This window comes from Rathayibacter sp. Leaf248 (assembly GCF_920939495.1).
Classification (GTDB): Bacteria; Actinomycetota; Actinomycetes; order Actinomycetales; family Microbacteriaceae; genus Rathayibacter; species Rathayibacter caricis.
The window spans coordinates 14,074-39,102 of the sequence record NZ_CAKLAV010000001.1 but is presented as its reverse complement, the minus strand read 5'-3'; the positions used below and the strand labels follow the sequence as shown (position 1 = coordinate 39,102).

The following is a 25,029-nucleotide window of genomic DNA, read 5'->3' as shown; positions in this document are numbered from 1 at the left end:
CTCCAGAGAAGGGTGGTGCGGGAGGGAGGGCCGGTGCGCGGCGGTCAGCGCACGGCGGCCGCGAGGCTGCGGGTGCCGAGGATCACGAGGGCGGCGTCGTCCTGCGGAGGGTGCACGCGCGAGGCGAGCACGTCGCGCAGGTGCCGCTCGAGCGGGTGGTGCCGGGTGAGGCCGGGGTTGCCGAGGGCGGCGACCGCGGTCTCGACCGCCGTGACCGCGGACCTGGTGGCGAGGAGCTTGCCGGCGAGGACGCGCTCGGCGGCCTGCGGGTCCCCCGCGTCGACGCGAGCGGCGAGCGAGAGGAGCACCTCCTCCGCCTGCACGAGCTGCGCCTGGATCTCCCCCGCGACGGAGCGGATCCGCTCGGTGGTCGCGATGGGCCGCCCGAGGGAGGTCGGAACCCGCTCGTTCGCGAAGCGCACGAAGAAGCTCTGCGCAGCGCGGCCGACCCCGACGTAGAGCGCGGCGACCGCGAGGCCGAAGCCTCCGGCCGCCCCCGACTCGGGAGGCAGCTGCGAGCGCGGGGTGCCGCGGAAGTGCTCGATCGGGATCCGCACACGGTCGTAGACGACGTCGTGGGTGCTCGAGGCGCGCTGGCCGAGGTGGTCCCAGGTCCGCTCGATCCTGACGCCGGCGGCGTCGCCGGGCACGATCGCGTGGCCGAGCTCCGGCTCCCCCGACGGACCCTGCGGGTCGACCGCCCAGACGAGGTGGTACGCCAGGCCCTCGGAGCCGGTGGCGAAGCCCTTGCGCCCCTCCAGCACCCAGTGGTCGCCGTCGCGGCGGATCGTGGTGGCGGGCAGTCCGCCGCGGGCCGGCGCGCCCCACTCCGGCTCGGCCCGCACCGCGTTCAGCAGCACGGGGCGCTCGCGCGAGTCGTGGAGGACCGAGCGGTAGAGCTCCTCCGGCCAGATCCCGGAGCGGTCCTGCGCCGCGTGCTGCAGCGCGGTCATCGCCGAGATGAGCGCGACGGCCGGGTCGCCGGCGCCCAGCGCGCCGAACACGCGCACCAGATCGACGGTCGAGGCGGGGGTGCCGCCGTAGCGGGTGCCGACGGCGAGGGTCAGCAGTCCTGCGTCGTGGACGGCCCGGATCCCCTCCCACGGGAACTCGGCGGTGCGGTCGTAGTGCTCGGCCGTCTCGGCGAGGCGCGCGGTGACGCGGGCGAGGGCGCGGTCCGACAGGTCCGGCGCGTCGATCAGGGGCGCGGTCAGGAGGGTCATGCGGACACCTCCGCGAGCTCGCGCTCGGCCTCGAGCGGCGGTTGCGCGACGACCTCGCCGCGGCGCCCGGTGGCGTCGCGGTGCGCGAGCTCCTGCCGCACGAGCGGGATGAGGTACCGGCCGTAGTCGATCGCGTCGTCGAGGTTGTCGTACCCGCGGATCGAGATCAGGTCGGCGCCCAGGTCGACGTAGTCGAGGATCGCCGCCGCGACCGTCTCGGGCGTGCCGACGAGCGCCGTCGAGGCGCCCTGCGCTCCGGTAGCCGTCGCGGTCGGGGTCCAGAGCGCGCGGTCGTGCAGATCCTTGCGCTTCGCGATGTCGAGCAGGCGCTGGGACCCCACGTTCGCCGGACCGGTGGAGCCGGGAGTCTGGACCCACAGCCCCTTCTCTCCCTTGCGTGGGGTCCCGGTCGTCGCCGAGCGCCCCTGCAGGATCCCGAGGATGCGGTGCGCCTTCTCCCAGGCGAGCTCCTCGGTCGGCGCGATGATCGGGCGGAACGTGACCCAGGTGCGCGGCGCGTCCGCACGCCCGGCCGCGAGGGCCGCGTCCGCGATCCGGTCGATCTGCTGCTGGGTGTCTGCCAGGGGCTCGCCCCACAGGCCGAAGATGTCGGCGAGAGCCCCGCCCTGCCGGTAGGCCTCGTCGCTCGATCCGCCGACCGAGACCGGGATGTCCCCGCGCACCGGGCGCACCCGGGAGACGAAGTCCTCGAACCGGTAGTAGCGGCCGTCGTGGTCGAACGGCTCGGTCGCCGACCAGACGCGGCGCAGGATCCGGATGTACTCCTCCTGTCGCGCGTAGCGCTCCGCCTTGCCGAGGCGGTCGCCCTCGCGGGCCTGCTCGTGGTCGCTCCCCCCGGCGATGAAATGCACGACGGCGCGGCCGCCCGACAGCTGGTCGAGGGTGGCGAGCGCCTTGGCCGCGACGGTCGGGTACACCGTGTTCGGGCGCAGGGCCACGATCGGCTTCAGGTGCTCGGTGGACTGCGTCACCGCCGCGGCGATCGTGAACGGATCGTGCCCGGCCGAGCCGTACGGGACGAGGGTGTAGTCGAAGCCGCCCTCCTCGAGGATCCGGGAGTAGCGGCGCAGATGGGCGACGTCGACCGCGCTCTCGGTGAGGCCGTTGACCTCGTTCGAGCGGTTGACGTTGATGGCGGAGATGAACTCGACGACCACGGTGGGTCCTTTCGGAGGGTGCGTGCGGGCACGGCGGAGAGACCTCGCTGCGGAGGTCGGAGGCGCCCGGGAGCGGGGCGCGGAGGGATTCGGGCCGGACCGGAGGTCGCGACTCGACAGGTGCGACGGAGCGAGCGCGCGAGGCGCCGCGCGTCGGACGGAGCGGCTGGAGCGGAACGCCCGGAGGGGCGCGTCAGCAGCGGTGCGTCAGACGGAGGCCGGACAGGAACATCCGCGCACCGGCGCGAAGGTGTTCCCGTCCTGGCGCATTCGCGCGGGGATCTCTCCGTCGACTCCGCGGGGCGTCACACGGCGGGCGCCGAGGGGCGCGGCCGGGGCGAGAGCACGGGAGGACGTCATGGGCTCGACGCTACGGGGAGCCGTGTCGGGGCGTCCAACGATGATTCCGGATGCGTTCCGATCGGCACTCCCGATCGTTGGTAACTTCCCGACTTGTTCGCGTGCCCCCGGCGTGGGAGCCCTCACACGCGGGCCTCGGCGGGCACCGGCGTCGGTCTCGAGCGGACCGCTCCGAAGACCTCGGCGAGCGCCGCGAGCGCGGTCTCCTCGATGTCCGGGGCCAGGCCGCGGCGCGAGACGAGCCGGAGGTTGACCGATCCGAGTGCGGGCAGATCGCGGCGCACCTCGAGCCCCTCGGCGAGCGTGCCCGTGTGGGCGGTGGGCAGAGCGGCGACTCCGATGCCGGCGCGCGCCGCGGCGATCACGCCCTCGAGCCCGGCCGACTCGGCGACCACGTGCACCTCGTGCCCGAACGCTCCGAGCTGCTGGAGGGCCCTCCGGCGCATCCCGCAGGGTTCGGAGTAGGCGACGAGCGGCAGAGGGACGCCCTCCGGGGCCTCCCACCCGGGCGCCGCGTACCAGTCCAGCGGCAGCGTGGCCACCTGGCGGCCCGGGAGGTCGCCGCCGACTCCGAGGATCAGCGCGAGGTCCACGACTCCGCGGGCCACCGCCCCCGCCAGCTGGGTCGAGCGGTCGAGCGTGAAGCTCACCGGGCGGTCGTCGAAGGCGCGGCGCAGCGTCCCGAGCAGTCGCGGGAGCAGCTGCTCGGCGGCCGGCTCGGTGAGCCCCAGCGCAAGCGGGTTCTCGGTCGCGGCGTCGAGCGTCTCGAGCGCGTCGTCGTGGACGGCGAGGATCCGCCGAGCCTGCACGAGCAGGCGCTCGCCGGCCGGGGTGAAGCGCGCCTTCCGCCCGGCCTTCTCGATGAAGGTCCGCTCGAGGCGGCGCTCGAGGGTGCGCACGTGCTGCGACACCGTGGGCTGGCTGATGTGCAGGGCGACCGCCGCGCGGCCGAAGCCGCCGCAGTCGGCGATCGCCACGAGCGTGCGCAGGTGGACGATGTCGAGGGTCTCCGGCATGCTGCGAGGCTAGACAGGCGCTCGCCGCGGAGCGACCCGGAGCGCAACACGGCGACACGGCGACGCCCTCCCCCGCGGGGCCGGAGCCGGGCGGAGGAGGGCGTGCGGGGTCGATCAGTGCGCGAGCACGGGCTCCCCGGTCGGGTCCGCCGCCACCCCGGAGCGACGGCGGAAGAGCAGCACCGACAGCACGGCGCCGAGGGCGAAGAAGCCGGCGCCCCATCCGTACGCCACGGCGTAGCTCTGCACCGCGGCCTCGGCGGCGACCGCCGCGGTGACCGGCGAGTTCGCGGCCAGGTAGTCGGTGACCGCGGTGGCGGCGAGCGTGTTCAGCAGGGCGGTGCCGATCGATCCGCCGACCTGCTGGCTCGTGTTGACCATCGCGGAGGCGACGCCGGCGAAGCGCGGATCGACTCCGCGCGTCGCCGTCTGCATCGACCCGGGCATGATCGAGCCCATCGCGAACCCGAGCACCATGAGCGCCGGCAGCACGTCGGCCGCGTAGGCGCTGTCGAGGTCCAGGCGGGTGAGCAGGAGCATGCCGACCACTCCGAGCACCATGCCGAACGGCACCATGATCTTCGGGCCGAAGCGCGGCAGCAGCAGGTTGGTCGAGAGCTGGGCCGCGAGGACGAGCATGCCGATCATCGGGAGGAACGACAGCCCGGTGCGGATCGGCGAGTAGCCCAGCGAGACCTGCAGGTAGTAGGTGACGAAGAGGAAGATGCCGAACATCCCGGCGCCCGCGATCAGCACCGAGAGGTAGGCGGCGCCGCGGTCGCGGTCGATCACGATCGGCAGCGGCAGGAGCGGGTGCTCGGTCGTGCGCTGGCGCTGCACGAAGGCGGCCAGCAGCACCACCGCCGCGGCGAGGGGCACCCACGTCATCGGCGAGTCCCAGCCGTCGGTCTCGGCGTTCGCGAAGCCGAAGACCAGGCCGAACAGGGCACCCGAGACCAGCAGGGTGCCGGGCACGTCGAGGCGGGGCCGCGGACCGGTGCGGTCGATCGGCGGCACGAAGACGATCGCGCCGATGACGGCGACGACCGCGATCACGACGTTGATGTAGAGGTTCCAGCGCCAGTCGAAGCTCTCGGTGAGCACGCCGCCCAGGAGGAGTCCGACCGCGCCGCCGGCGCCGGCGATCGCACCGAAGACGCCGAACGCGCGCGCCCGCTCCTTCGGCACGGTGAACGTCGTGGTGAGCACCGCGAGGGCGGTGGGAGCGAGGAGCGCGCCGAACACTCCCTGCAGCGCGCGGGCCGCGATCAGCAGCTCGAAGGTGCCGGCGGCCCCGCCGAGAGCGGAGGCGATCGCGAAGCCGATCAGGCCGATCACGAACGTGCGCTTGCGCCCGAGCAGGTCCGAGAGGCGGCCGCCGAGCAGGAGGAGGCTGCCGAAGGCGAGCGAGTAGGCGGTGACGACCCACTGGCGGTCGCCGTCCGAGAAGCCGAGATCGGCCTGCGCGGCGGGGAGGGCGATGTTCACGACGGTCGAGTCGAGGACGACCATCAGCTGGGCGAGGCCGACGGCCACGAGGGTCCACCAGCGGCGGTTCGAGAGGGCCGCGGCCGCGGAGGCGGCGGGCACCGGCAGGGAGGAGGTCTGCGTCATGAAGGAGAACATATACGAGACCGGGCGGTTCCGATACTGAGAAGTCTCGAAACTTTCCGGTTCCGCAATCCGCAGCATCCTGACCTACCCTGGAGCGACGAGCCGCCCGGACGGACGGCCGCCCACATCAGACAGGAGACGCTGCGATGACGCCGCCCCCTCCCCCCGCCGTCGGCATCGACGCCCCCGCCCGCCCCGGACGCCGCCGCGACCCGAGCCGCGACGGCGAGATCCTCGCAGCCGCGCTCGACGTGCTCGCCGAGACCGGCTACGACGGCATGACGATCGACATGGTCGCCGCCCGCGCCCGCGCCGGCAAGGCGACGCTCTACCGCCGCTGGGACTCCAAGGCCGAGCTCGTCGTCGACGCCCTCGCCTGCCTCAAGGGCGCCGACCTCGCACCGGACCGCCTCCCCGACACCGGCACCCTGCGCGGCGACCTCGTCGCCCTCATCCGGCCGCAGACCATCGAGGACGCCGAGCGCAAGCTCCGCATCATGGCCGGCGTCGTCGCCATGATCTCGAAGTCGCCCGAGCTCTCGGACGCCGTCCGCGCCGCGATCATCGAGCCGCGGGCCGAGGCGAACCGGATCCTGATGCGCCGGGCGATCGACCGCGGCGAGATCCCCTCGGACGTCGACGTCGAGACCCTCTCGCTCGTCACGCCCTCGATGGTCGCCTACCGCGTCCTGCTGCTGCGCATCCCGGTCGACCGCGCGTTCCTCCTGTCGCTGATCGACGGGATCGTGCTGCCGGCGGTGGGGCTGAGGACCTAGGACCGCGACCAGCCGTTCCACTTCGCCCAGGAGTGCGGTGCGAACGACGATGCGGGGTAATCCGACGCAGGACCGGTAACGGCCCGCCACCTGGAGGAGGCGAGCCGCTACCGACGGCGATCCCGGTCAGTAGTTGTACGACTCGCAGGCCGTGCCGTCGTTGTCCCCGTCCAGGCGTCCCGGATCCCCGTACGCCCTGTAACGGAGGAACCACGCCTGAGCAGCGGGTTGCGAGGCAAAATCCCCGCAGTTGACGATGTCACCGGGGTTCCCGTCAGGTGCAGGTGCAGGTGCAGGTGCAGGTCCCGGAGCCGGGGCCGGAGCCGGAGCCGGACGGTTGCTCTGCCACAGCGGCCGGCCCGACGACGAGTAGACGACGAGGTTCCCGTCGTTCTGCATGACCATGCGAGCGCCCGCGTTCCCGCTCGTGGCCGACTGCCAGACCGGTCGGTTCGCGGGGCTGTAGACGACGGCGTTGCCGTCCGCCTGCATCACGAGGCGGCTCCCCGCCGCGGAGGTGCCGGTGAACCAGCGGACCGCGCCGCGGCTGTAGACGACGAGATTTCCGTCCGCCTGCATCGCGGCCTCGCTGCCGCCGTCCGCCGAGCGCAGACCGCGGCCGGACGCGAGCTCGTTGCCGGAGGTGAGGACGTCGGCGATCACAGGAGCGGGGGGCGCCGGAGGCGCGGGCGGCACGTACGTCGACCAGAGCGGACGACCCGCGGTGGAGTAGATCACCAGGTTCCCGTCGTTCTGCATCACCAGGCGGGCCCCGGCGTTGCCGCTCGTGCCCGACTGCCAGCGGACTCCTCCCGCCGCGGCGTAGACCACGGCGTTGCCGTCCCTCTGCATCACGAGGCGGTTCCCGGGACCCGAGATGCCCGAGTTCCAGTTCACACCGCCTCGCCCGTAGACGACGAAGTTGCCGTCGGCCTGCATGACCGCCTGGGAGCCCCCGTCACCGGAGGTGAGCCGCTGGTCCGAGCGCAGCTCGCCGCCGCCCTGGAGCGTGTCTCCGACCACGGCAGGCGGCGGCGCCTGGTATCCCGTCGCCCAGGCGGGCGAGCCGTCGGCACGGTAGATCACGAGGTTGCCGTCGCTCTGCATGACCAGGCGGGCTCCCGGGTTGCCGCCGGTGCCCGAATTCCAGACCGCGGAGTTCGAGGAGGAGTAGACGACGAGGTTGCCGTCCGCCTGCAGGACGATCCGCGACCCGGCGACGGAGGTGCCCGTGTACCAGACCGGACGGTTCGAAGCGTCGTAGACGACGGCGTTGCCGTCCGTCTGCATCACGAAGAGGAAGGCACCGTTGGCGGAGACGAGCGACTCCCCCGCGGCCAGGGCTCCGTCGGCGACGAGTCGATCACCGGGCACCGCCGGCGGTCGAGGGGGCGTGGGGGCGGGAGGTCGAGTGGGAACCGGAGCCGGCGCGGGTGTCCGCGTCGGCGCGACGGTCGGAGTGGGAGACGCCGTCGGAGCGACGGTCGGCTCGGCCGTCGCGGTCGGCTCCGCAGTGGGCTCCGGCACTTCGGTGGGCTCGCCCGTCGGCTCGGAGGTGGGTGCGACGACGGCGGGGAGTGCCGAGGCGGTGGGCGCCAGGGAGGCGATCCCTCCGATCGCGACGAGACAGGACAAGGTGATCGCGGTGACGCGAGGGTGGTGCGGCTGGGGCACTGGCGGGCCTTTCGGGCGGAGGAGGGAGCGGAGGCTCGTCGTCGAGCCGTCCTGGGCGGAGCCTGGCATGCACAGGCGGAGCCCGTCCACTCGACCGCGGGGAAACGCTCAGCGCCGATGCGTCACTCCACGAGGGCGGCGAGTTGCGCCGCGACCGCTCCCCAGCCCTCCGCGAAGCCGAGGCGCTCGTGCTCGTCGCGCGTCGCCGGGTCCTTGTGCATCACGTGCGCCCTGTACAGCGTGCCGTCGGGGTGGTCCTCGAGCGTCACCAGCGCCGTGATGAAGGGCGTGGCGGACGGGCGCCAGCCCTCGACCAGGGCGGTCGTGAACACGAGCCGCTCCTCCGGATCGACGGCGAGGTAGCAGCCGGAGAGGTGCGGCGCGAACTCCCCGCCGTCGCTCATCGAGGTCTCCAGCCCGCCGCCCGGCCGCACGTCCATCGCGTCGACGCGGCACCGCATCGGGGCCGGGATCCACCACTGCGCGAACAGCTCGGGGGTGGTCCACGCCGCCCAGACCGACGAGCGGGGGGCGCGGATCACGCGCGAGATCTCGAGGTCGAGATCGGGGTCGAAGGCGGTCATGATGCTGTCCTCTCGTCGGACGGTCGCGGCGTCGCCGGACGGCGGCGCTCGGGGTCGGCCTGCCCGGAGGCCACCCGCTCGAGGCGGTCGGTGCGCTGCTCCCACTCCGAGCGCTGCTCGGCGAGCCAGTCCTCCACCGCGGCGAAGGCCGCCGGCTCGAGTCGGCAGGTGCGCACGCGCCCCTGCTTCGCGGTGCGGATCCAGCCGCCCTGCTCGAGCACGCGCAGGTGCTTGAGGAACGAGGTGAGCGCCATCGGGAAGGGCTCCGCCAGCTCGCCGACGGTCGCCGGACCTCGGCGGAGGCGGCTCACGACGGCCCTCCGGGTCGGATCCGCGAGCGCGCGGAACGCCGTGTCGAGCACGTCGCCATGGTGAGCCATACGGCTCAGTATGCCATCGGCGGCACGAGAGGGGGCGCGGACCCTCCTAAAATCGGAGCCATGTCGAAAGTGTTGAGCAGTCTGCCCGTGGGCGAGCGTGTCGGAATCGCATTCTCGGGAGGCCTCGACACATCCGTCGCTGTCGCCTGGATGCGCGAGAAGGGCGCGGTGCCCTGCACCTACACCGCCGACATCGGCCAGTACGACGAGCCCGACATCGACAGCGTCCCGTCGCGCGCCGCGCAGTACGGCGCCGAGATCTCGCGCCTCGTCGACGCGAAGAGCGCCCTCGTCGAGGAGGGCCTCGTCGCCCTGCAGTGCGGCGCGTTCCACATCCGCTCCGGCGGCAAGACCTACTTCAACACCACTCCGCTCGGCCGCGCCGTCACCGGCACCCTCCTGGTGCGCGCGATGCGTGAGGACGGCGTGGACATCTGGGGCGACGGCTCCACCTACAAGGGCAACGACATCGAGCGGTTCTACCGCTACGGCCTGCTCGCGAACCCCCGCCTGCGCATCTACAAGCCGTGGCTCGACGTGCAGTTCGTCAACGAGCTCGGCGGCCGCACCGAGATGTCGGAGTGGCTCGTCGCCCGCGGATTCCCGTACCGCGACGCCACCGAGAAGGCGTACAGCACCGACGCGAACATCTGGGGTGCCACCCACGAGGCCAAGCGGCTCGAGGAGCTGAGCTCCGGCATCGAGCTCGTCGAGCCGATCATGGGAGTCGCCTCCTGGCGCGAGGACGTCGAGATCGCCTCCGAGGTCGTCACGGTGCGCTTCGAGGCCGGCCGCCCGGTCGCGATCAACGGCACCGAGTTCTCGGACCCGGTGGCGCTCGTGCTCGAGGCGAACGCCATCGGCGGCCGCCACGGACTCGGCAGCTCGGACCAGATCGAGAACCGCATCATCGAGGCGAAGAGCCGCGGCATCTACGAGGCCCCGGGCATGGCCCTCCTCCACCTCGCCTACGAGCGCCTGCTCAACGCGATCCACAACGAGGACACGATCGCGCAGTACCACTCCGAGGGGCGCCGCCTCGGCCGCCTGATGTACGAGGGACGCTGGCTCGACCCGCAGTCGCTCATGCTGCGCGAGTCGATCCAGCGCTGGGTCGGCTCCGCCGTCACCGGCGAGGTCACCGTGCGCCTGCGCCGCGGCGACGACTACACGATCCTCGACACCGCCGGGCCCGCGCTGAGCTACCACCCCGACAAGCTCTCGATGGAGCGCGTCGGCGACGCCGCGTTCGGCCCCGAGGACCGCATCGGCCAGCTGACCATGCGCAACCTCGACATCGCCGACTCGCGCTCGCGCCTCGAGCAGTACGCCGCCGCAGGTCTCGTGGGAGGCCCGACCGCCGAGCTCGTCGGCCACCTCGAGATCGGCGAGGGCGAGGCCATCACCGAGGGCGGCGGATCGGCCGCGGCCGATGCCCTCGGCCGCGCGACCGACCTCGCCTCCGAGGGCGCGGCGTTCGACGCCGGCACCGACTGACGCGACACCGCACGACGGGAACCCCCTGGCGCCTCTCCGGAGCGTGCCGGGGGGTTCCTCCGTTCCGGGGCGCCGCCCCTGGTCAGGAGGCGGGGCCGCGCACCAGGGCGAGCGCAGCGTCCACCGTCGCCACCGACTGAGCGGAGTCGACCCGGGCGAGCACCAGCGCGGCGACCAGCAGCGACACGAGCACGTCGGCCTGGCCCGAGCGTCGCGCGGAGGAGGCGTGCGGCCAGCGCGCGTCGGCGCCGGCGCGCATCGCCCGCAGCAGCTCCGCCCGGTAGTCCGCGATCACCTCGCGCACTGCCTCGTCCCGCGCGATCGGCGCGCCTGCGGCGTTCAGCAGGAGGCAGCCGCTGCGGGCGGAGATCGTCCGCGCATCGCTGAGCGCGGCCCGGAGCCCCGTGAAGTACCCCTCCAGCGCGTCCGGAGCGACGACGTCGGCCCGCAACGGCGCGAGCCGCGGTCGCACCACCTCGTCGAGGTAGCTCTGCACGGCCGCATCGAAGAGCCCTCGCTTGCTGCCGAACGCGTGGTAGAGGCTGGAGCGGCGCAGGCCGGTCGCCGCCTCGAGCTCGGGGACGGACGCCTCCTCGAAGCCGCGCTCCCAGAACACCGATCGCGCGGCGCGCACGACCTCGTCGGTGTCGAACCCCTGCGTGCGTCCCACGGAAGCCCTCTTTCTGTATCGGTCGTTCCATTATGCACCGCGCGGGCCTATAGTGGATCGAACGTTACACAATCAGGAGGTCTCGTCGTGATCGTCATCGGACTCGTGCTCGCGGCCCTCGCCGCTCTGCTGCACGTCTACATCTTCGTGCTGGAGTCGCTGCTCTGGACGACCCCGCGGGCCCGCTCCACCTTCGGCACCTCCGAGGACGAGGCGCGCGCCACGAAGGAGCTCGCCTTCAACCAGGGCTTCTACAACCTGTTCCTCGCGATCACGACGATCGTCGGCCTGGTCGTCCTCGCGTCCGGAGCGACCGCCGTCGGCGCCGCTCTCGTCTTCACCGGCACGGGCTCGATGGTCGCCGCGGCGCTCGTCCTCCTCCTCTCCTCCCCCGCCAAGCGCCGCGCGGCGCTCACCCAGATGGCACCCGGACTGCTCGCGATCCTCGTGCTCGCGATCGGCCTCGCCGCCTGACCCCGCCGCCCGCGCCCGACCTCCTCCGGAAGGCTCCATGACCACCGCCACCAGCACCCAGATCCAGCTCGTCCGCCGTCCCGAGGGCTGGCCCGTCGCCGACGACTTCCGCACCGTCCGGGTGTCGTACGACGCGCCGGCCGCCGGCGAGATCCGCGTCGAGAACGCCTTCGTCTCCGTCGACCCGTACATGCGCGGCCGGATGAACGACGTGAAGAGCTACACGCCGCCCTACGCCCTCGGCGAGACCATGACCGGAGGCGCTATCGGCCGGGTCAGCGTCTCCTCCGACCCCGCGTTCCCGGTGGGCGCGGTCGTGCTCCACCAGCTCGGCTGGCGCGACGTCGTCCAGGCCCCCTCCTCCGCGTTCCGCGTCGTCCCCGAGATGCCCGGCGCCCCTCTCTCACTGCGGCTCGGGATCCTCGGCATGACCGGCCTCACCGCGTTCGTCGGACTGACCGCGATCGCCGGGATGAAGGAGGGCGACACCGTCTTCGTCTCGGGCGCCGCGGGAGCGGTCGGCTCGGCCGCCGGGCAGATCGCCCGCCTCCTCGGAGCGGGCCGGGTCGTCGGCTCGGCCGGATCGGCCGAGAAGGTCGCGCTCCTCACCGGGAAGTACGGCTACGACGCCGCCTTCGACTACCACGCCGGCCCCGTGCGCGAGCAGCTCGCCGAGGTCGCCCCCGACGGCATCGACGTCTACTTCGACAACGTCGGCGGCGATCACCTCGAAGCCGCTCTCGACGCCTTCCGCGACGGCGGCCGCGCCGCGCTCTGCGGAGCGATTGCGGGCTACAACAGCACCGAGAAGCCGACCGGGCCGGACAACATGGCGAACATCATCACCCGGGGGCTGACCCTCCGCGGGTTCACCCTGTCGGGCTACCTCGACCGCGCACCCGAGTTCGACCGGCTGATGTCCGGCTGGTTCCAGGAGGGACGGATCGCCTACGACGAGACGGTCGTGGACGGGATCGAGAACAGCGTCGGGGCGTTCCTCTCGATGATGCGCGGCGGCAACACGGGGAAGATGGTCGTCCGGGTCTGACGTCCGACGGGGTGCGCTGTCGCGGGGATGCCGCGGCGCCGCGCCGGTGGCAGACTCGGCGCATGTCGTCCCTGCTCAGCCGTCCGAGCGCCGCGGCGCTCGCGCTCCCCGTGCTCCTGGCCTCCGTGCTCCTGGTCGCCGGATGCGCGGGGCGAGCCGACGTGGCGGCGTCGCGGACCCCGCTCCCGACGCCGGTGAGCTCCTCGACCGCGGAGTCGCCGACTCCGACTCCTGCCGTCAGCGCGACCGCGGTTCCCACTGCAAGCCCCGCGCCGACCGAGTCGGTGCCGGAGGCGGTCCCCTCGGAGCCGGCGCCGACGACGGCCGTCCCCGTCGAGCCGGCACCTGCGCCGGTACCGGCTGCAGTCGAGCGCTGCCACGGGAGCGACCTCGCACTCGAGTACGTCCCCGACCCGGAGGCGTCCGGCGCGGGCAGCAGCGCCTTCGACCTCGTGTTCATCAACGTCTCCGCCGCTCCCTGCGCCCTGGCCGGCATCCCGGGCGTGTACCCGACCGACGCCGACGGCGTGCGCATCGGAGCGGTCGCCTCGTCGTACGGGCCGAACCCGGCCGAGCCCTTCACGGTGCAACCGGGCGGCCGCGCCGACGTCCGCGTGCTCTGGCACGCGCCGGGCGCCTACGGCTGCCCCTCCGCCCGGTCGAGCCGGATCGTCGCGGAGGTGGTGGACGACGTGGATCCCGCGGTCGCCGCGCCGGCGGAGATCGAGGTCTGCACCGACGGCACGGTGATGCTCGAGGCGTCGACGTACACGCTGCTCGGCTGACGCTCCAGGAGCCGGCGCGGACGTCCCGTGCCGCCCTGCTGCTTCCGGAGCCGCTCCGCGACCCCTTGACCGGGACTCCGCGACCCGCGACTCTCACTAGCACGCTCGCTCCCCATCACCAGGAGGTCCCCATGAAGGTCGGCTCGCTCGTTCTCCGTCTCGCCGTCGGCGGTCTGTTCGTCGGACACGGACTGCAGAAGCTCCGCGGCTCGTTCGGCGGTCCGGGTCTGGAGGGCACCTCCCAGATGATGGAGAGCCTCGAGATGCACCCGCCCCGCCGGAACGCGCTCGCGGCCGCGGTCACCGAGACGGCCGGCGGAGCCGCCCTCGCCCTCGGAGCGGCCACGCCGCTCGCCGCGGCCGGTCTCGTCGCGACCATGGTCACGGCCGTCCGCAAGGTGCACTGGAGCAACGGCCTCTGGAACGCGGGCGGCGGGTGGGAGTTCAACGGCCTGCTCGTCGCGGCGACGGCGGCGATCGTCGCCGACGGTCCGGGCCCGCTCTCCTTCGACGCGCTGGTCGGGAAGAAGAAGTGGGGTGCCGGATGGGCGCTGTTCGCGCTCGTCGCGGGCGCCGCCGCCTCCACCGCCGCCATCGAGGCGGGACGCCGCGCTGTCAGCACCTCGGAGGAGCCCGGAGCGACGAGCGACTCGTCCACCACTCCCGACTCCCCCACCTCGGCGGCCGACGGCACCGCCTGACCCGACCTGGGTCGACGTCGGGCGATAGCGTCGGAGCTGTGACCGATCCGCTGCCGCCCGCCGCCACCCATCCGTCCCGCTCGGTCGACGTCGACGCCTGGCAGCGCGCCGCCGACCGTCTGCACTGCGACGGCGACGACGTCGTCGAGCGGATGCGCGTGCTCGCCGCCCGGTATCCCGGGACGGACGGCCGCGGCCGCTTCGAGCTGGCCGGCGCCCTCGACAGCGCCGGCCACGAGGCGGAGGCCGCCGCCCAGTACGAGGAGGCGCTCACCCTCGGTCTCGACGAGGAGCGGCAGGCGCAGCTGAGCATCCAGTACGCCTCGACGCTGCGGAACCTCGGCCGCCACGACGAGGCCGTCGCCCTGCTGAGCGCGGCCGCGCCGCACCCGTCGGTGGGAGCCGCCCGCGAGGTTTTCCTCGCGCTCGCCCTGCACAGCGCGGGCCGACCCGAGGAGGCGCTCCGCACCGCCCTCGAGGCGCTCGTGCCGGCGCTGCCCCGCTACCGCCGCTCGGTCTCCGCGTACGCGGCGGCGCTGACGGACTGATCCGTCACCCTTCCCGATCCGTCACTCCTGGAGCAGGGCGTCGATCTGGCCCATCGCCTGCCGCATGCCCTCCTCCATGCCCATCTGGACCATCTGCTCGAGCTGCTCGATCGACTCGAACGACGAGCGGACCGTCATCCGGGTCCGTCCGCCCGCCTCCTCGAGGGTGACGACCGCATGGGTCGTCCCGTACGAGTCGTCCGGATTCCCCTCGTCGTCGGCGAAGCCGTCGTCGAACTCGAAGCGCACCGGCTCGTCGACCGCGGTCACGAGCCACCAGCCGCGTGCCTTCTCGCCATCGGGCCCGGTCATCACGTAACTGCTCCGGCTTCCGACGACGGCGTCGTGCCGCTCGAACGTCGCGGGCCAGGTCGGCGGCCCCCACCAGCGCTCGAGCTGGCGGGGGTCGGACCAGATCCGCCAGACGCGGTCGATGCCGGCGTCGAACTCCGCGGTGAGAGTCAGGGTCAGGTTCTCGACGTCCTTCACGGACTCCAGCACGGTCATGGTGCGCTCCTTCTCGATTCTCCGGACGGCTGCGGATCCTCCTCGGCGAGGAGATCGGCGATGCGGTCGGCACGTCCGCGCCACAGCTCCTCGTAGGCGTCGAGGAGACGGGCCGCTGTGCGCAGCCCCGCCACCTCTCCCCGCACGAGCTGCTCTCTGCCCCGCCGCCGCTTGCTCACGAGCGACGCGCGCTCGAGCACGGCCACGTGCTTCTGGACGGCGGCGAACGACATCTCGTACTGCGAGGCGAGCGCCGTGACGGACTGCTCACCCTGCAGCACTCGCGCGACGATGTCGCGCCGGGTGCTGTCGGCGAGCGCCTGGAATAGGCGGTCCACCTCGGTGCTGCTTCCCGTATCTACAACCATAGGGTTGTAGATTAGCTCGGTCGGCCCGCCGGGGGAAGGGTCACGTCCTCCTCGCCTGCACCGGATCGGTCACGGGAGGGCCGCGGCCGACACGAGCCTCCGCGACGTGCTCTCGAGAACCCAGTCCGGTACGGAGCGCGCCGAGAACAGCGACTCGTAGAGCAGCGCCATCGAGTAGTCGGGGTCGAGCCTCCTGGCCTCCGCCAGGTGGGCCGCGGCGAGCGAGGCCGCTCCGCGTGCCCACCAGCACCACGCCAGCACGGTCAGCACCGGCGCACGGGCCTCCACGGGCGCGAGGGCCGCCGTCCGCGCGAGTGCTCGCGTCGCGAGCGCGAGCCGCGCGGGATCCGGCCCCGGGCCCACTCCCATCAGGAGCTCCACCTCCGCCAGGTCGTCGTCGCCCGGGAGTCGCAGGGCGTCGTGCCGCTCGACGAGCGCCTCCATCGTCTCGCCCGTGAGCGCCTGCTCCGCCTGCTCGCGGATCATCCTGACTAGGGCCGGAGCCGCACCGATCGGCCCGAGGGCGATCTGGAGCGCCAGCTGGTCGCGTAGCGGAGGCGACTGCAGGAACTGCACGATGCGCCCCTCCCGGCGGGCGACCGACGGACCGGCCAGCCACCGCTCGATGACCGGAGTGAGACCCGCGATCTGCCCGACCGGACCGTGCGCGAGGACCGCCGCGACCACGGCGCGATCGTCCTCCTCGACCACCGGCAGCACGGCCTGCTCCGCCACATCGAGCGGCTCGTCCGCGACCGCGCGCGAGAACAGGCCCGATTCGCTGCCGTGGATCTCGTCGAGCCGACGCGGCGAGCGCCGTTCGGCCGCGATCGTGTAGCGGCCCCAGCCGTCGGAGGCGACGCAGGCGACCCCGACGATGCCGTGCCGGGTGCGCTCGAGCCGTCGGACCACCGCTCGCCCCAGGGCCGCGAGCGGGATGCCGCGCTCCTCGGCGTAGCTCCGCTCCGAGTAGACGACGACGAGCACCGCGTCGGCCTCGGGCACCGCGGTGAAGGCCTGGATGCAGGCCCCGGCGAGGGCGGCGGTCTCGGACTCCCCGAGCCGCCCCGGCAGCGCAACCCGGAAGCCTCCGACCGCGCGTCGTCCGAGGAACGGCACGATGACGAGCGAGTCCTTCGGGTGCACTCCGACGAGGGACGGGATCACCGACAGGAGGTCGGCGAAGCCCGGGGCGCGGATGAGCTCGGGGCCGGGGTGCGGGTCGAGGGGAACGGAGGTGCGGTCGTGATCTGCCATGCGCCACACCGTCCTCTCCAGCGCACCGTCACGCAGGCTGAGGAGGATGATCCGTGGACAGCGGCCGCGATGCCCACTCTGGGGAGGAGGCGCCCGGCGCTCCCGGCACTGGGACGAGTTCGTCCACTTCGCCGACCCCGACGGCGACACCTGGGCTCTGCAGCAGATCGTCATCCCCGGCTGAGGGACCGGGCCCGGCGGCGGCTCAGAACTCGATGCGGTCGAGCTCCCGCCCGAGGTACGGCGCCAGCGTCCGGGCGTAGGTCTCGGTCAGGTGCCCCATGTCGCGGTACACCTTCACTCCGCCGATCACGAACGGGCAGATCTCCTCGTCGCAGAAGTAGCGGGTGAGGTCGACCGCGTTCGCCCCCTCCCAGCCCTCGGCCGCGGCGGCCATGAGCTCCCGCTCGGCGAACGCCTCGTTCGTCGGGACCCCGCAGACGTCGGCGGTGCCCGGGCGCTCGCTGCACGCCAGATCGTGCACCGTCTCGACGACGGGGTTGTCGCGGATCGCGACGACCTCGGTCCCCCGGGCGATCAGGGGAGCCCACGACTGGCGGAACCCGTCGATGCCCGCCTGCTCGTCGGGTTCGCCGGACGAGTCGATGAACACCGACTTCTTCGCGGAGTACGCCGTGACCATCAGGTCGTAGGGTTCCTGCGCCGCCAGTTCCTCCTGCAGCTTCTCGACCCAGGTCGCGCACGACGAGCGGGACACGGACGAGTCGTCGCGGCGCGACGCGGTCGTGAAGACGCAGCCCGTCTTGTAGTAGGTGTGCAGATCCCAGCCGCGCTCCTCCGCGACCCCCCGCAGCGCCGGGAAGAACGACGCGGCGTGGGAGTTCCCGATCAGCAGGACCCGGCGGCCGTCGGGATCGCCGAACCGGCACTCCTTCAGCTCGACGCCCGCGTTGTTGGTGCTGCACTCCCTGGTGTTGATCTCGGAGCCGTCCTCGGACGCGTCGAAGGCGGGCACGCTCGTCGTCCAGGAGCGGGCCTGCTCGCAGGCCGACGCGTTCTCGATCGCCGCGGCACCGAAGCAGCCGTCGGTGGAAGCGGGGATCGCGCTCGCGCGGGCGAGATCGGCGCTGATCGCTGCACTCGTGGCCGCGATCGCCCCTCCGCCGGCGAGGACCGCGACCAGCATCATCGCCGTCGGAGCGAGCGCCCGCCAGCGCGACCCGGTCGGTGCCCGCCGATGCAGCGGATCCTCGAGGACGTGCTTCGACAGAGTCGCCAGCACCACCGCCGCCGCCACGATGGAGAGTCCGGCGAGCAGCCCGGGCTCCTGCCCCGAGATCTCCTCCCAGAACACGAGCAGCGGCCAGTGCCACAGGTAGAGCCCGTAGCTGACGCCGCCGAGCCAGACCAGCGGCCGCAGAGCGAGCAGCCGCGCGACGCCGAACGTCGGAGCGGGGCCCGTCCCCGCGATCAGGACGAGGACCGCCGAGAGGGTCGGCCAGAGGGCGGCCACTCCCGGGAACGCGCTCGACACCTGCAGGACGATGCCGCACGAGATCACGCCGACGAGGCCCAGCCACCCCGCGACCACCCGGATCGCCGTCGGCAGCGTCCGCCCGGTCAGCACGAGAGCGCTGAGTGATCCGAGCCCGAACTCCCACGTCCGCGCGAGCACGCTGTAGTAGGCCGACGGCTGGTCCCGCTGCACCAGCAGCACGGAGTAGGCGAAGGAGACGATGCTCACGACGGCGACCACGACGAGCAGCACCCGGAGCAGCTCCACCCGACGCCGCAGGACGACGACGACCGCTGTTGCGGCGAACGCGAGGAGCAGCCACACCAGGTAGAACTGCCCCTGCACCGACATCGCCCAGAAGTTCTGCACCGGCGAGTGGAAGTTGTCCTGCGCGAGGTAGTCCACTCCTGCTCGGTCCAGGACCACGTTCTCGACGTAGAGCGCCGACCCGAGCACCTCGGTGAAGGTCTGCTTCAACTGGGAGGGCCGCAGGAGGAACGGGCTCACCGCCGCGACCACCACGAGCACCACGGCCGCCGCGGGGAAGAGTCGCGACGCGAGCCGCGAGACGAACACGACGGGGCGGACGCGCCCGTACCGGCGGACCTGCCCCATCAGCGTCACCGTGGTCAGGAACCCGGCGACGACGAAGAAGACGTCGACACCTCCCGAGACGCGGCCCAGCCAGATGTGGAACGACGCGACCAGGAGCGAGGCGACGGCGCGCAGGCCCTCGATCTCGGGCCGGTAGCCCGCGGAGTCGGACTTCTTCGAGACCGCGGGGGCCGACCGGCCGCCGGGCGTCGCACGGTCCGAGGGAGGGGCGATCGGCATGGGCGGGAGGATCCTTCGAATGGCGGAGGGGCGGGGCGGGCCGCAGCGTCCGGCGTTCGGTCGCCGGGGCGGATTCGTTCCCGTTCGGGACATCCGTGTCCGAAGAAGGGGCTGGAGCCGTGACTCGACGTCGTTCGCGGACAATCTAGCGGCGCTCCTCCGCTAGCACAAAGTTGAAGGACACGTAGTCCCCTGGCGCATCGCTGGCGCATCGCTGGCGGGTCAACGGATCCGACGCACGATCGAGACGATCCCGCTCCTGCCGACACTGTCACAGTGAGAGCAGGCGGAGGAGGCCCGATGATCACCGAGACGACCACCGACGCCGAGCTGGTCCGGCGGGCCGCCGCGGGCAGCGAGGCGGCCTTCCGCACGCTCTACCGCGCCTACGTCCGCCCCGTCTACTGGCTCGCGCACGGCGTCCTCCACGATCCCGCCGAGGCGGAGGAGATCACGCAGGAGACCTTCGTCGTCGCGTGGAGCAAGCTCGACGGCCTCGACCTGATCGGCGACTCTCTCCTCCCCTGGCTCGTCACGATCTGCCGTTTCCAGGCGGCGAACCGGGTCCGCGCGCTGCGACGCGAGCGCGACCGCACCGCGCCGACGGAGGAGGAACCCGCCTCCCCCCACGACCTCGAGCAGCAGGTGGTCACCGCCGCCCTGGCCGAGGCCGTCCTCCGGGCGACCGACGGGCTCTCCGAGCTCGATCGGGCCGTGTTCCGCCTGTGCGCGACCGAGGGGCGGGGCTACGAGGAGGCCGCGCGCGAGCTCGGCGTCTCGCACGCCACCGTCCGCAACCGCCTGTCCCGCGTCCGCCGGCGCCTGCGCCTGGTGGTCGACGACTTCCGAGGAGCAGAACAGCCGTGACCGAGACTCCCGATCTCCTCCCGCCTCTCGACGAGCACCGCGTCTCCGCGATCGAGGCGCGCGTCTTCCGCTCGCTCGCCGCTGCGCGCGCCGCGCGGTCGGCGCACCGTCGGAGGGCGCTCTCGATCGGGGGTGCCGCCGCAGGCCTCCTCGTGCTCGCCGTCGTGGTCGGTCCCCTCGTGAGCGTGAACGGCCTGTCGGTCGGCTCCTCGGACTCCGCTGCGATCGCACCCGACTCGGCCGCCGACTCGGCCGCCGACTCGGCCGCCGGTGCCGGCGCGGAGTCGTCCGAGGGGTCCGCGCCGGAGGGAGCGGGCATCGCCGGCACCCTCCCCGCTGCGGGCGCCCCGGCGTCGAGCACTCGCGAGATCGCGTCGACCGCCGCCGCGACCGTCCGCGTCCCGTCCGTCGCCGACGCGATCGCGGCCCTCTCCGAGAGCGCCGTGGAACTCGGCGGCTACGTCGAGAGCTCGAGCACGTCCGACACCGGCGGATCCACGACGGCGGACGATTCCGGCGACGACCGGATCGAGCCCTCCTTCCCCGCACCGCTCCCGTCGGGCGCCGGCTCCGTCACCCTCCGCGTCCCCGCCGATCGACTCTCCGACGCGCGGGCGTCCCTGACCGAGCTCGGCACCGTCACCGAGTCGACCGTCGAGAGGCAGGACGTCACTCTGCAGGCCGTCGACCTCCGGGCGCGCGCCGCCGCGACGCAGGCCTCGGTCGATCGCCTCACGGAGCTCGTGGCGCAGGCCGGCGATCTCGCCGATCTGCTGGCGGCCGAGTCCGCACTCACGCAGCGCCAGGCCGAGCTCGAGTCGACCCGGCAGCAGCTCACCGCACTCGAGAGCCGCGTGTCGCTCGCCTCCCTGAGCATCACGGTGCTCCCGGAGGAGACCGCCGCGCCCGCCGACGCCACCGGCTTCCTCGACGGGCTCCTCAGCGGCTGGAACGGTCTCGTCGCGGCCGCGAACGCCGTTCTGATCGGCATCGGGTTCCTGCTCCCCTGGCTGCTCGTCGCCGCCGTCGTCGCCGCGGTCGTGCTGGCCGTCCGTCGCCGACGGGCACCGCCCGCGCCCGACTCCGACTAGTCTCCAGGGTGGCCTCCGCGCCTGTCGTCCCACCAGAGAGAACCACCGTGAGCCTCCTCCGCACCAAGTCCGTCGAGCAGTCGATCGCCGACACCGACGAGCCAGAGTTCCGCCTCAAGAAGTCGCTGTCCGCCCTCGACCTCACGGTCTTCGGCGTCGGCGTCGTGATCGGGGCCGGCATCTTCACTCTCACCGGACGCGCCGCGCACGACATCGCCGGACCCGCCATCGTCCTGAGCTTCGTGGTCGCCGCCTTCGCGTGCGCCCTCGCGGCCATGTGCTACGCCGAGTTCGCCTCCACGGTCCCCGTGTCGGGCTCCGCCTACACCTTCTCCTACGCCTCCCTCGGCGAGCTGTTCGCCTGGATCATCGGCTGGGACCTCATCCTCGAGCTCTTCCTCGGCGCGAGCGTCGTCGCCCAGGGCTGGAGTGCCTACCTGGGCTCGCTGCTCGGCCAGCTCGGCGTCGTGCTGCCCCCCGCGATCTCCTACGGCGGAGTCGTCGACCTGCCCGCGATCCTGCTGGTGCTCGTGCTCGGCGGCCTCATGACCTTCGGGATCAAGGAGTCCCTCCGCGTGAACCTCGTGCTCGTCGCGGTCAAGCTCTTCATCGTCCTGTTCGTCATCATCGCCGGGATCCAGTTCATCGACTCGGCGAACTACTCGCCCTTCGTCCCGCCGTCGGCGCCCACGGAATCGGCCTCCGGTCTCACCCAGCCGCTCCTCCAGTTCCTCTCGGGCATCGAGCCCGCCACGTTCGGCATCGGCGGCATCATCGCCGGCGCCTCCCTCGTCTTCTTCGCCTACATCGGCTTCGACGTCGTCGCGACGACGGCCGAGGAGACGCGGAACCCGCAGCGCGACATGCCCATCGGCATCATCGCCTCGCTCGCGATCTGCACCGTCCTCTACTGCGCGGTCGCCCTCGTCGTCACCGGCATGGTCCCCTACCGCGAGCTCGACCCCTCCGCGGCCCTGGCCAACGCCTTCGCGTACCACGGCCAGACCTGGATGGCGACGGTCATCTCGGCCGGCGCCGTCGCGGGCCTCACCACGGTCGTGCTCACGCTGCTGATCGGAGCGACGCGCATCATCTTCGCGATGTCCCGCGACGGCCTGCTCCCCCAGCGCCTCGCCACCGTGCACCCGCGCCTGCGGACCCCGTGGGTCACCTCCCTCGCCGTGACCGTCGTCGTCGCGCTGCTCGCGGGTCTGACCCCGATCGGCGTCCTGGAGGAGATGGTCAACATCGGCACGCTGTCGGCGTTCGTGCTCGTCTCGGTCGGCGTCATCGTCCTGCGGCGCACGCGCCCCGATCTGAAGCGCGGCTTCCGAGTCCCGCTCAACCCGTGGCTCCCCGGACTGTCGGCGCTGATCTGCACCTACCTGATGCTCAACCTCTCGATCGAGACCTGGCTGCGGTTCCTGATCTGGCTGGCCATCGGCTTCGCGATCTACTTCGCCTACTCCCGTCGCCACGCGAAGATCGGGAAGTAGGCGCTACGGAGCCGGGAGTCAGGACACCGCGGTCGGCGTCGGCCGCAGCACCTTCTCCATCGCCTTCCCCCGCGCGAGCTCGTCGACGAGCTTGTCGAGGTACCGGATGCGCTGCATGAGCGGATCCTCGACGTCCTCGACGCGGATCCCGCAGATCACGCCGGTGATCAGCACGGCGTTCGGGTTCAGATCCGACGCCGCGAAGAAGTCCTCGAACGTCGTCCGCTCGGCGAGGTGCCTCTGCAGTTCGGCCTCGTCGAAGCCGGTCAGCCACCGGATGACCTCGTGGAGCTCCTCGACGGTCCGCCCCTTCTTCTCCACCTTCGCCACGTAGTGCGGATGGACGTCGGCGACCGCCGTGCGGAAGATCCTGCTCATGGCGGAAGGGTAGTCCGGCCGGGCGCCTGCGCGCACTCCCGGAGCCGCGCGGGAATGCCGGGTCGCCGCCGGCTCTTGCACCCCGTATGAGAGCGATCGTCTACACCTCCACCGGCCCCTCGTCCGTCCTGTCCCTCGTCGACCGCGAGCCCGCCGCTCCCGGCGACGGCCAGGTGCGCGTCCGCGTCGTCGCCTCGGGAGTCAACCCGACCGACTGGAAGGCGCGGGCCGACGGCGACCTCGCGTTCGACGAGGTGGTCCCGAACCAGGACGGCGCCGGAGTGGTGGACGCCGTCGGTGCCGGTGTCGCCGACCTCGCCGAGGGCGACCGCGTCTGGTTCTTCCTCGCCGCGCACCAGCGCCCCACGGGCAGCGCGCAGGAGTACACGGTGCTTCCCGCCGACCGCGTCGTCCGCCTCCCCGCGGGCATCGGCTTCGACGTCGCCGCGAGCCTCGGAGTCCCGGCGATGACCGCGCACCGCGCCCTGACGGTGCACGAGGAGGGTCCGGCGCGGCTCTCCCCCGGCGCCCTCTCCGGCCGCACCGTCCTCGTTCAGGGCGGAGCCGGTGCCGTCGGCCACGCCGCGATCCAGCTCGCCGCGTGGGCCGGAGCGACCGTCATCGCCACCGTGAGCAGCGACGCCAAGGCCGCTCTCGCGACCGCGGCCGGCGCTCACCACGTCCTGCAGTACCCGGACGACGCCCTCGCCGACCGCATCCGCGAGATCGCTCCCGACGGCGTCCAGCAGATCGTCGAGGTGGCTCCGGCGCAGAACGCCGCCCTCGACGTCGACGTGCTCGCCAACCACGGCAGCATCGGCTACTACGCGAACAACAACGGCGACGAGTTCACGATCCCGATCGTCCGGAGCTTCGCCAAGAACGCCCGCTGGCAGGGCCTGCTCCTCTACACCGTCGGCGCGGAGCCCCTCCGAGCCGCCGCCGAGGACATCACCGCGGCGCTCGTCGACGGAGCACTCCCCGTCGGCGAGGACGCAGGCCTCCCCCTCACCTGGTTCCCCCTCGAGGAGACCGCCGCCGCGCACGACGCCGTCGAGGCCGGCACCACCGGCAAGATCCTGATCCGCGTCTCCGCCGAATAGACGGCGAGCAGCACGTCGGCCGGGAGCGGCCGCGGACCGCCCCGCTCGGGCGGCCACCGCTCCCGGCCGACACCGCTCATGCGGCGGATGGCCGCTGAGCGCGTACCGCCGGCCCCGCGGGCAGATCACCGCCCGAGGCGGCACGCGGAACGCCCCCGGACACAACGAAGCCCTGGTGGAAGAGGCTTCTCACCAGGGCTTGCTGTCGGGCTGACAGGATTTGAACCTGCGACCCCTTGACCCCCAGTCAAGTGCGCTACCAAGCTGCGCCACAGCCCGTGGCAGACCGGGCACGTGGCCCGGGCAACTCGACTATCTTAGCGGGTCGCGACGCCGGAAGTGAAAACGAGCCGGGCCCGCGCCTGCGTAGAATCGCTGAGCGCCTGCGTCCCGGAATCACCGGGTGCCGGACGGGCGGCACGGGAGGCGGCATGGACGCGCGGCAGAGGCGATCGCAGGAGTCGCTGCACAGGGCGATCATCGAGCTCGCCACCGAGCGCGCCGTGTCGGGCCTGACCGTCTCGGACATCACCGACCGCGCCGGAGTGAACCGGTCGACCTTCTACGCGCACGCGGCGTCCGCCGCCGAACTGCTGACGGCGGCGCTCCTGACCGATCTCGAGCGCATCCGCGTCGCATACGTGACGAGGCTCGGCGACGGCGATCCGGCGGGCGCGTCCAACCGCGAGGCGACGCTCCGCATCCTCGACCACCTCGAGCGTCACCGCGACCTCTACCTCGGCGCCTTCGACGACGTCGGAGGGGACTCGGGTATCCGCGTCATGCTGGCCGCTCAATTCCGCCGATCCGTCAGCGAGGCCGTCGAGAGCGGTGCAGTGACGGTTCCGCACGAGAGCCGCCTCCCCGGCGGCGCGGCGTCCTACATCTCGGCCGGCTCGGCCGCGCTGATGGAGGAGTGGCTGCGACTGCCCGCTCCTCGCGACCCCGATCTCTACCTCGACGCCTTCGCCCAGGTCCTGCCGGCGTGGTGGCCGCTCACGGCGGACGCGCCCGAGACCGCGAACGCCTGAGCCGCACGAACGTCTGAATCACCCCGACGCCTGAACCGCCTCCGGCCCGCCGGATCCGAGGATCCCGGCGGGCCGGAGACATGAGGAACGAG

Annotated in this window: 26 protein-coding genes and 1 tRNA gene; 13 read left to right on the top strand and 14 right to left on the bottom strand. The window is 72.7% G+C overall.

Annotation, left to right across the window (positions count from 1 at the left end):
- Positions 1 to 44: 44 nt before the first annotated feature.
- From LRG51_RS00205 to LRG51_RS00190, 4 genes are all read right to left on the bottom strand, one after another.
- Positions 45 to 1,223, bottom strand: a complete 1,179-nt coding sequence (locus tag LRG51_RS00205; protein ID WP_230670325.1) for an acyl-CoA dehydrogenase family protein — start codon at positions 1,221 to 1,223, stop codon at positions 45 to 47.
- On the bottom strand, positions 1,220 to 2,401 hold the full coding sequence (locus LRG51_RS00200; RefSeq protein ID WP_230670323.1) for an LLM class flavin-dependent oxidoreductase: 1,182 nt from the start codon (positions 2,399 to 2,401) through the stop codon (positions 1,220 to 1,222). The genes LRG51_RS00205 and LRG51_RS00200 overlap by 4 nt, the downstream gene beginning before the upstream one ends.
- A gap of 482 nt (positions 2,402 to 2,883) precedes the next feature.
- Positions 2,884 to 3,777 carry a LysR family transcriptional regulator gene (locus LRG51_RS00195; protein WP_230670321.1) on the bottom strand — a complete coding sequence of 298 codons (894 nt, stop codon included), beginning with the start codon at positions 3,775 to 3,777 and terminating at the stop codon, positions 2,884 to 2,886.
- 114 nt (positions 3,778 to 3,891) lie between these two features.
- A complete protein-coding gene (locus LRG51_RS00190) occupies positions 3,892 to 5,391 on the bottom strand; it encodes an MFS transporter (RefSeq protein WP_230670319.1) in 1,500 nt (499 codons plus the stop codon).
- 146 nt (positions 5,392 to 5,537) lie between these two features.
- Here LRG51_RS00190 and LRG51_RS00185 point away from each other — a divergent pair, with 146 nt between their 5' ends.
- Positions 5,538 to 6,167, top strand: a complete 630-nt coding sequence (locus LRG51_RS00185; RefSeq protein WP_230670317.1) for a TetR/AcrR family transcriptional regulator — start codon at positions 5,538 to 5,540, stop codon at positions 6,165 to 6,167.
- Positions 6,168 to 6,293: 126 nt separating this feature from the next.
- On the opposite strand, the gene LRG51_RS00180 is transcribed toward LRG51_RS00185, so the two are convergent.
- From LRG51_RS00180 to LRG51_RS00170, 3 genes are all read right to left on the bottom strand, one after another.
- A complete protein-coding gene (locus tag LRG51_RS00180; RefSeq protein ID WP_230670315.1) occupies positions 6,294 to 7,541 on the bottom strand; it encodes an excalibur calcium-binding domain-containing protein in 1,248 nt (415 codons plus the stop codon).
- 422 nt (positions 7,542 to 7,963) lie between these two features.
- Positions 7,964 to 8,425, bottom strand: a complete 462-nt coding sequence (locus tag LRG51_RS00175; protein ID WP_230670313.1) for an SRPBCC domain-containing protein — start codon at positions 8,423 to 8,425, stop codon at positions 7,964 to 7,966.
- Complete coding sequence (locus tag LRG51_RS00170; protein ID WP_230670311.1) at positions 8,422 to 8,805, bottom strand: ArsR/SmtB family transcription factor; 384 nt, start codon at positions 8,803 to 8,805, stop codon at positions 8,422 to 8,424. Before LRG51_RS00170 ends, LRG51_RS00175 begins: the two co-directional genes overlap by 4 nt.
- 60 nt (positions 8,806 to 8,865) lie before the next feature.
- On the opposite strand from LRG51_RS00170, the gene argG reads away from it, so the two are divergent.
- Complete coding sequence (gene argG / locus LRG51_RS00165; protein WP_077224451.1) at positions 8,866 to 10,302, top strand: argininosuccinate synthase; 1,437 nt, start codon at positions 8,866 to 8,868, stop codon at positions 10,300 to 10,302.
- A gap of 82 nt (positions 10,303 to 10,384) precedes the next feature.
- Here the strand turns inward: argG and LRG51_RS00160 are convergent, their stop codons facing one another.
- Complete coding sequence (locus LRG51_RS00160) at positions 10,385 to 10,972, bottom strand: TetR/AcrR family transcriptional regulator (protein ID WP_230670308.1); 588 nt, start codon at positions 10,970 to 10,972, stop codon at positions 10,385 to 10,387.
- Positions 10,973 to 11,059: 87 nt separating this feature from the next.
- Here LRG51_RS00160 and LRG51_RS00155 point away from each other — a divergent pair, with 87 nt between their 5' ends.
- The 5 genes from LRG51_RS00155 to LRG51_RS00135 all read left to right on the top strand — a co-directional run bounded on the left by LRG51_RS00155 (position 11,060) and on the right by LRG51_RS00135 (position 14,528).
- The gene (locus tag LRG51_RS00155; protein ID WP_055794787.1) at positions 11,060 to 11,446 is read left to right on the top strand and encodes a DUF1304 domain-containing protein; all 387 of its coding nucleotides are present in this window, start codon (positions 11,060 to 11,062) and stop codon (positions 11,444 to 11,446) included.
- Between the two features lie 37 nt (positions 11,447 to 11,483).
- The gene (locus LRG51_RS00150; protein WP_055794784.1) at positions 11,484 to 12,494 is read left to right on the top strand and encodes an NADP-dependent oxidoreductase; all 1,011 of its coding nucleotides are present in this window, start codon (positions 11,484 to 11,486) and stop codon (positions 12,492 to 12,494) included.
- Positions 12,495 to 12,556: 62 nt separating this feature from the next.
- On the top strand, positions 12,557 to 13,279 hold the full coding sequence (locus LRG51_RS00145; RefSeq protein WP_055794782.1) for a DUF4232 domain-containing protein: 723 nt from the start codon (positions 12,557 to 12,559) through the stop codon (positions 13,277 to 13,279).
- A 131-nt stretch (positions 13,280 to 13,410) separates the two neighbouring features.
- Positions 13,411 to 13,980 (top strand): DoxX family protein, encoded by a 570-nt coding sequence (locus LRG51_RS00140; RefSeq protein ID WP_055794780.1) that lies wholly within the window; start codon positions 13,411 to 13,413, stop codon positions 13,978 to 13,980.
- Between the two features lie 38 nt (positions 13,981 to 14,018).
- The gene (locus tag LRG51_RS00135) at positions 14,019 to 14,528 is read left to right on the top strand and encodes a tetratricopeptide repeat protein (protein ID WP_230670306.1); all 510 of its coding nucleotides are present in this window, start codon (positions 14,019 to 14,021) and stop codon (positions 14,526 to 14,528) included.
- 21 nt (positions 14,529 to 14,549) lie between these two features.
- Here the strand turns inward: LRG51_RS00135 and LRG51_RS00130 are convergent, their stop codons facing one another.
- The 3 genes from LRG51_RS00130 to LRG51_RS00120 form a co-directional block, all read right to left on the bottom strand.
- The gene (locus LRG51_RS00130; protein WP_055794778.1) at positions 14,550 to 15,035 is read right to left on the bottom strand and encodes an SRPBCC family protein; all 486 of its coding nucleotides are present in this window, start codon (positions 15,033 to 15,035) and stop codon (positions 14,550 to 14,552) included.
- On the bottom strand, positions 15,032 to 15,403 hold the full coding sequence (locus LRG51_RS00125) for an ArsR/SmtB family transcription factor (protein WP_055794776.1): 372 nt from the start codon (positions 15,401 to 15,403) through the stop codon (positions 15,032 to 15,034). Before LRG51_RS00125 ends, LRG51_RS00130 begins: the two co-directional genes overlap by 4 nt.
- Positions 15,404 to 15,472: 69 nt before the next feature.
- Positions 15,473 to 16,660 (bottom strand): DUF4192 family protein, encoded by a 1,188-nt coding sequence (locus LRG51_RS00120; protein ID WP_230670304.1) that lies wholly within the window; start codon positions 16,658 to 16,660, stop codon positions 15,473 to 15,475.
- A 46-nt stretch (positions 16,661 to 16,706) separates the two neighbouring features.
- On the opposite strand from LRG51_RS00120, the gene LRG51_RS00115 reads away from it, so the two are divergent.
- Complete coding sequence (locus tag LRG51_RS00115) at positions 16,707 to 16,844, top strand: hypothetical protein (protein WP_230670302.1); 138 nt, start codon at positions 16,707 to 16,709, stop codon at positions 16,842 to 16,844.
- A 21-nt stretch (positions 16,845 to 16,865) separates the two neighbouring features.
- On the opposite strand, the gene LRG51_RS00110 is transcribed toward LRG51_RS00115, so the two are convergent.
- Positions 16,866 to 18,971, bottom strand: coding sequence for an acyltransferase family protein (locus tag LRG51_RS00110; protein WP_230670300.1), 2,106 nt, complete (start codon positions 18,969 to 18,971; stop codon positions 16,866 to 16,868).
- A gap of 300 nt (positions 18,972 to 19,271) precedes the next feature.
- Between LRG51_RS00110 and LRG51_RS00105 the strand changes: the two genes are divergently transcribed.
- The 3 genes from LRG51_RS00105 to LRG51_RS00095 are packed head-to-tail and all read left to right on the top strand — an operon-like array spanning position 19,272 to position 22,425.
- The gene (locus tag LRG51_RS00105) at positions 19,272 to 19,838 is read left to right on the top strand and encodes an RNA polymerase sigma factor (protein WP_230670298.1); all 567 of its coding nucleotides are present in this window, start codon (positions 19,272 to 19,274) and stop codon (positions 19,836 to 19,838) included.
- Entirely contained in the window at positions 19,835 to 20,929 is a 1,095-nt protein-coding gene (locus LRG51_RS00100) for a DUF4349 domain-containing protein (RefSeq protein ID WP_230670296.1), read from the top strand. The genes LRG51_RS00105 and LRG51_RS00100 overlap by 4 nt, the downstream gene beginning before the upstream one ends.
- Positions 20,930 to 20,976: 47 nt before the next feature.
- Complete coding sequence (locus tag LRG51_RS00095) at positions 20,977 to 22,425, top strand: amino acid permease (protein WP_055794766.1); 1,449 nt, start codon at positions 20,977 to 20,979, stop codon at positions 22,423 to 22,425.
- An 18-nt stretch (positions 22,426 to 22,443) separates the two neighbouring features.
- Here the strand turns inward: LRG51_RS00095 and LRG51_RS00090 are convergent, their stop codons facing one another.
- On the bottom strand, positions 22,444 to 22,803 hold the full coding sequence (locus tag LRG51_RS00090) for a DUF2200 domain-containing protein (protein ID WP_055794764.1): 360 nt from the start codon (positions 22,801 to 22,803) through the stop codon (positions 22,444 to 22,446).
- Between the two features lie 86 nt (positions 22,804 to 22,889).
- On the opposite strand from LRG51_RS00090, the gene LRG51_RS00085 reads away from it, so the two are divergent.
- Positions 22,890 to 23,906, top strand: a complete 1,017-nt coding sequence (locus tag LRG51_RS00085; protein WP_230670294.1) for an NADPH:quinone reductase — start codon at positions 22,890 to 22,892, stop codon at positions 23,904 to 23,906.
- A 205-nt stretch (positions 23,907 to 24,111) separates the two neighbouring features.
- On the opposite strand, the gene LRG51_RS00080 is transcribed toward LRG51_RS00085, so the two are convergent.
- Positions 24,112 to 24,185 (bottom strand) — tRNA-Pro (locus LRG51_RS00080).
- 152 nt (positions 24,186 to 24,337) lie between these two features.
- Between LRG51_RS00080 and LRG51_RS00075 the strand changes: the two genes are divergently transcribed.
- Entirely contained in the window at positions 24,338 to 24,937 is a 600-nt protein-coding gene (locus LRG51_RS00075; RefSeq protein WP_055794761.1) for a TetR/AcrR family transcriptional regulator, read from the top strand.
- The last annotated feature ends 92 nt before the right edge of the window (positions 24,938 to 25,029 follow it).

What these genes read in the sequence shown, in the direction of transcription:
- LRG51_RS00205 (WP_230670325.1), bottom strand. Translation starts at nt 1,223, where the DNA reads ATGACCCTCCTGACCGCGCCCCTGATCGACGCGCCGGACCTGTCGGAC.
- LRG51_RS00195 (WP_230670321.1), bottom strand. Translation starts at nt 3,777, where the DNA reads ATGCCGGAGACCCTCGACATCGTCCACCTGCGCACGCTCGTGGCGATC.
- LRG51_RS00190 (WP_230670319.1), bottom strand. Translation starts at nt 5,391, where the DNA reads ATGACGCAGACCTCCTCCCTGCCGGTGCCCGCCGCCTCCGCGGCCGCG.
- LRG51_RS00185 (WP_230670317.1), top strand. Translation starts at nt 5,538, where the DNA reads ATGACGCCGCCCCCTCCCCCCGCCGTCGGCATCGACGCCCCCGCCCGC.
- LRG51_RS00175 (WP_230670313.1), bottom strand. Translation starts at nt 8,425, where the DNA reads ATGACCGCCTTCGACCCCGATCTCGACCTCGAGATCTCGCGCGTGATC.
- LRG51_RS00170 (WP_230670311.1), bottom strand. Translation starts at nt 8,805, where the DNA reads ATGGCTCACCATGGCGACGTGCTCGACACGGCGTTCCGCGCGCTCGCG.
- argG (WP_077224451.1), top strand. Translation starts at nt 8,866, where the DNA reads ATGTCGAAAGTGTTGAGCAGTCTGCCCGTGGGCGAGCGTGTCGGAATC.
- LRG51_RS00150 (WP_055794784.1), top strand. Translation starts at nt 11,484, where the DNA reads ATGACCACCGCCACCAGCACCCAGATCCAGCTCGTCCGCCGTCCCGAG.
- LRG51_RS00145 (WP_055794782.1), top strand. Translation starts at nt 12,557, where the DNA reads ATGTCGTCCCTGCTCAGCCGTCCGAGCGCCGCGGCGCTCGCGCTCCCC.
- LRG51_RS00140 (WP_055794780.1), top strand. Translation starts at nt 13,411, where the DNA reads ATGAAGGTCGGCTCGCTCGTTCTCCGTCTCGCCGTCGGCGGTCTGTTC.
- LRG51_RS00130 (WP_055794778.1), bottom strand. Translation starts at nt 15,035, where the DNA reads ATGACCGTGCTGGAGTCCGTGAAGGACGTCGAGAACCTGACCCTGACT.
- LRG51_RS00125 (WP_055794776.1), bottom strand. Translation starts at nt 15,403, where the DNA reads ATGGTTGTAGATACGGGAAGCAGCACCGAGGTGGACCGCCTATTCCAG.
- LRG51_RS00120 (WP_230670304.1), bottom strand. Translation starts at nt 16,660, where the DNA reads ATGGCAGATCACGACCGCACCTCCGTTCCCCTCGACCCGCACCCCGGC.
- LRG51_RS00115 (WP_230670302.1), top strand. Translation starts at nt 16,707, where the DNA reads ATGATCCGTGGACAGCGGCCGCGATGCCCACTCTGGGGAGGAGGCGCC.
- LRG51_RS00110 (WP_230670300.1), bottom strand. Translation starts at nt 18,971, where the DNA reads ATGCCGATCGCCCCTCCCTCGGACCGTGCGACGCCCGGCGGCCGGTCG.
- LRG51_RS00105 (WP_230670298.1), top strand. Translation starts at nt 19,272, where the DNA reads ATGATCACCGAGACGACCACCGACGCCGAGCTGGTCCGGCGGGCCGCC.
- LRG51_RS00090 (WP_055794764.1), bottom strand. Translation starts at nt 22,803, where the DNA reads ATGAGCAGGATCTTCCGCACGGCGGTCGCCGACGTCCATCCGCACTAC.
- LRG51_RS00085 (WP_230670294.1), top strand. Translation starts at nt 22,890, where the DNA reads ATGAGAGCGATCGTCTACACCTCCACCGGCCCCTCGTCCGTCCTGTCC.
- LRG51_RS00075 (WP_055794761.1), top strand. Translation starts at nt 24,338, where the DNA reads ATGGACGCGCGGCAGAGGCGATCGCAGGAGTCGCTGCACAGGGCGATC.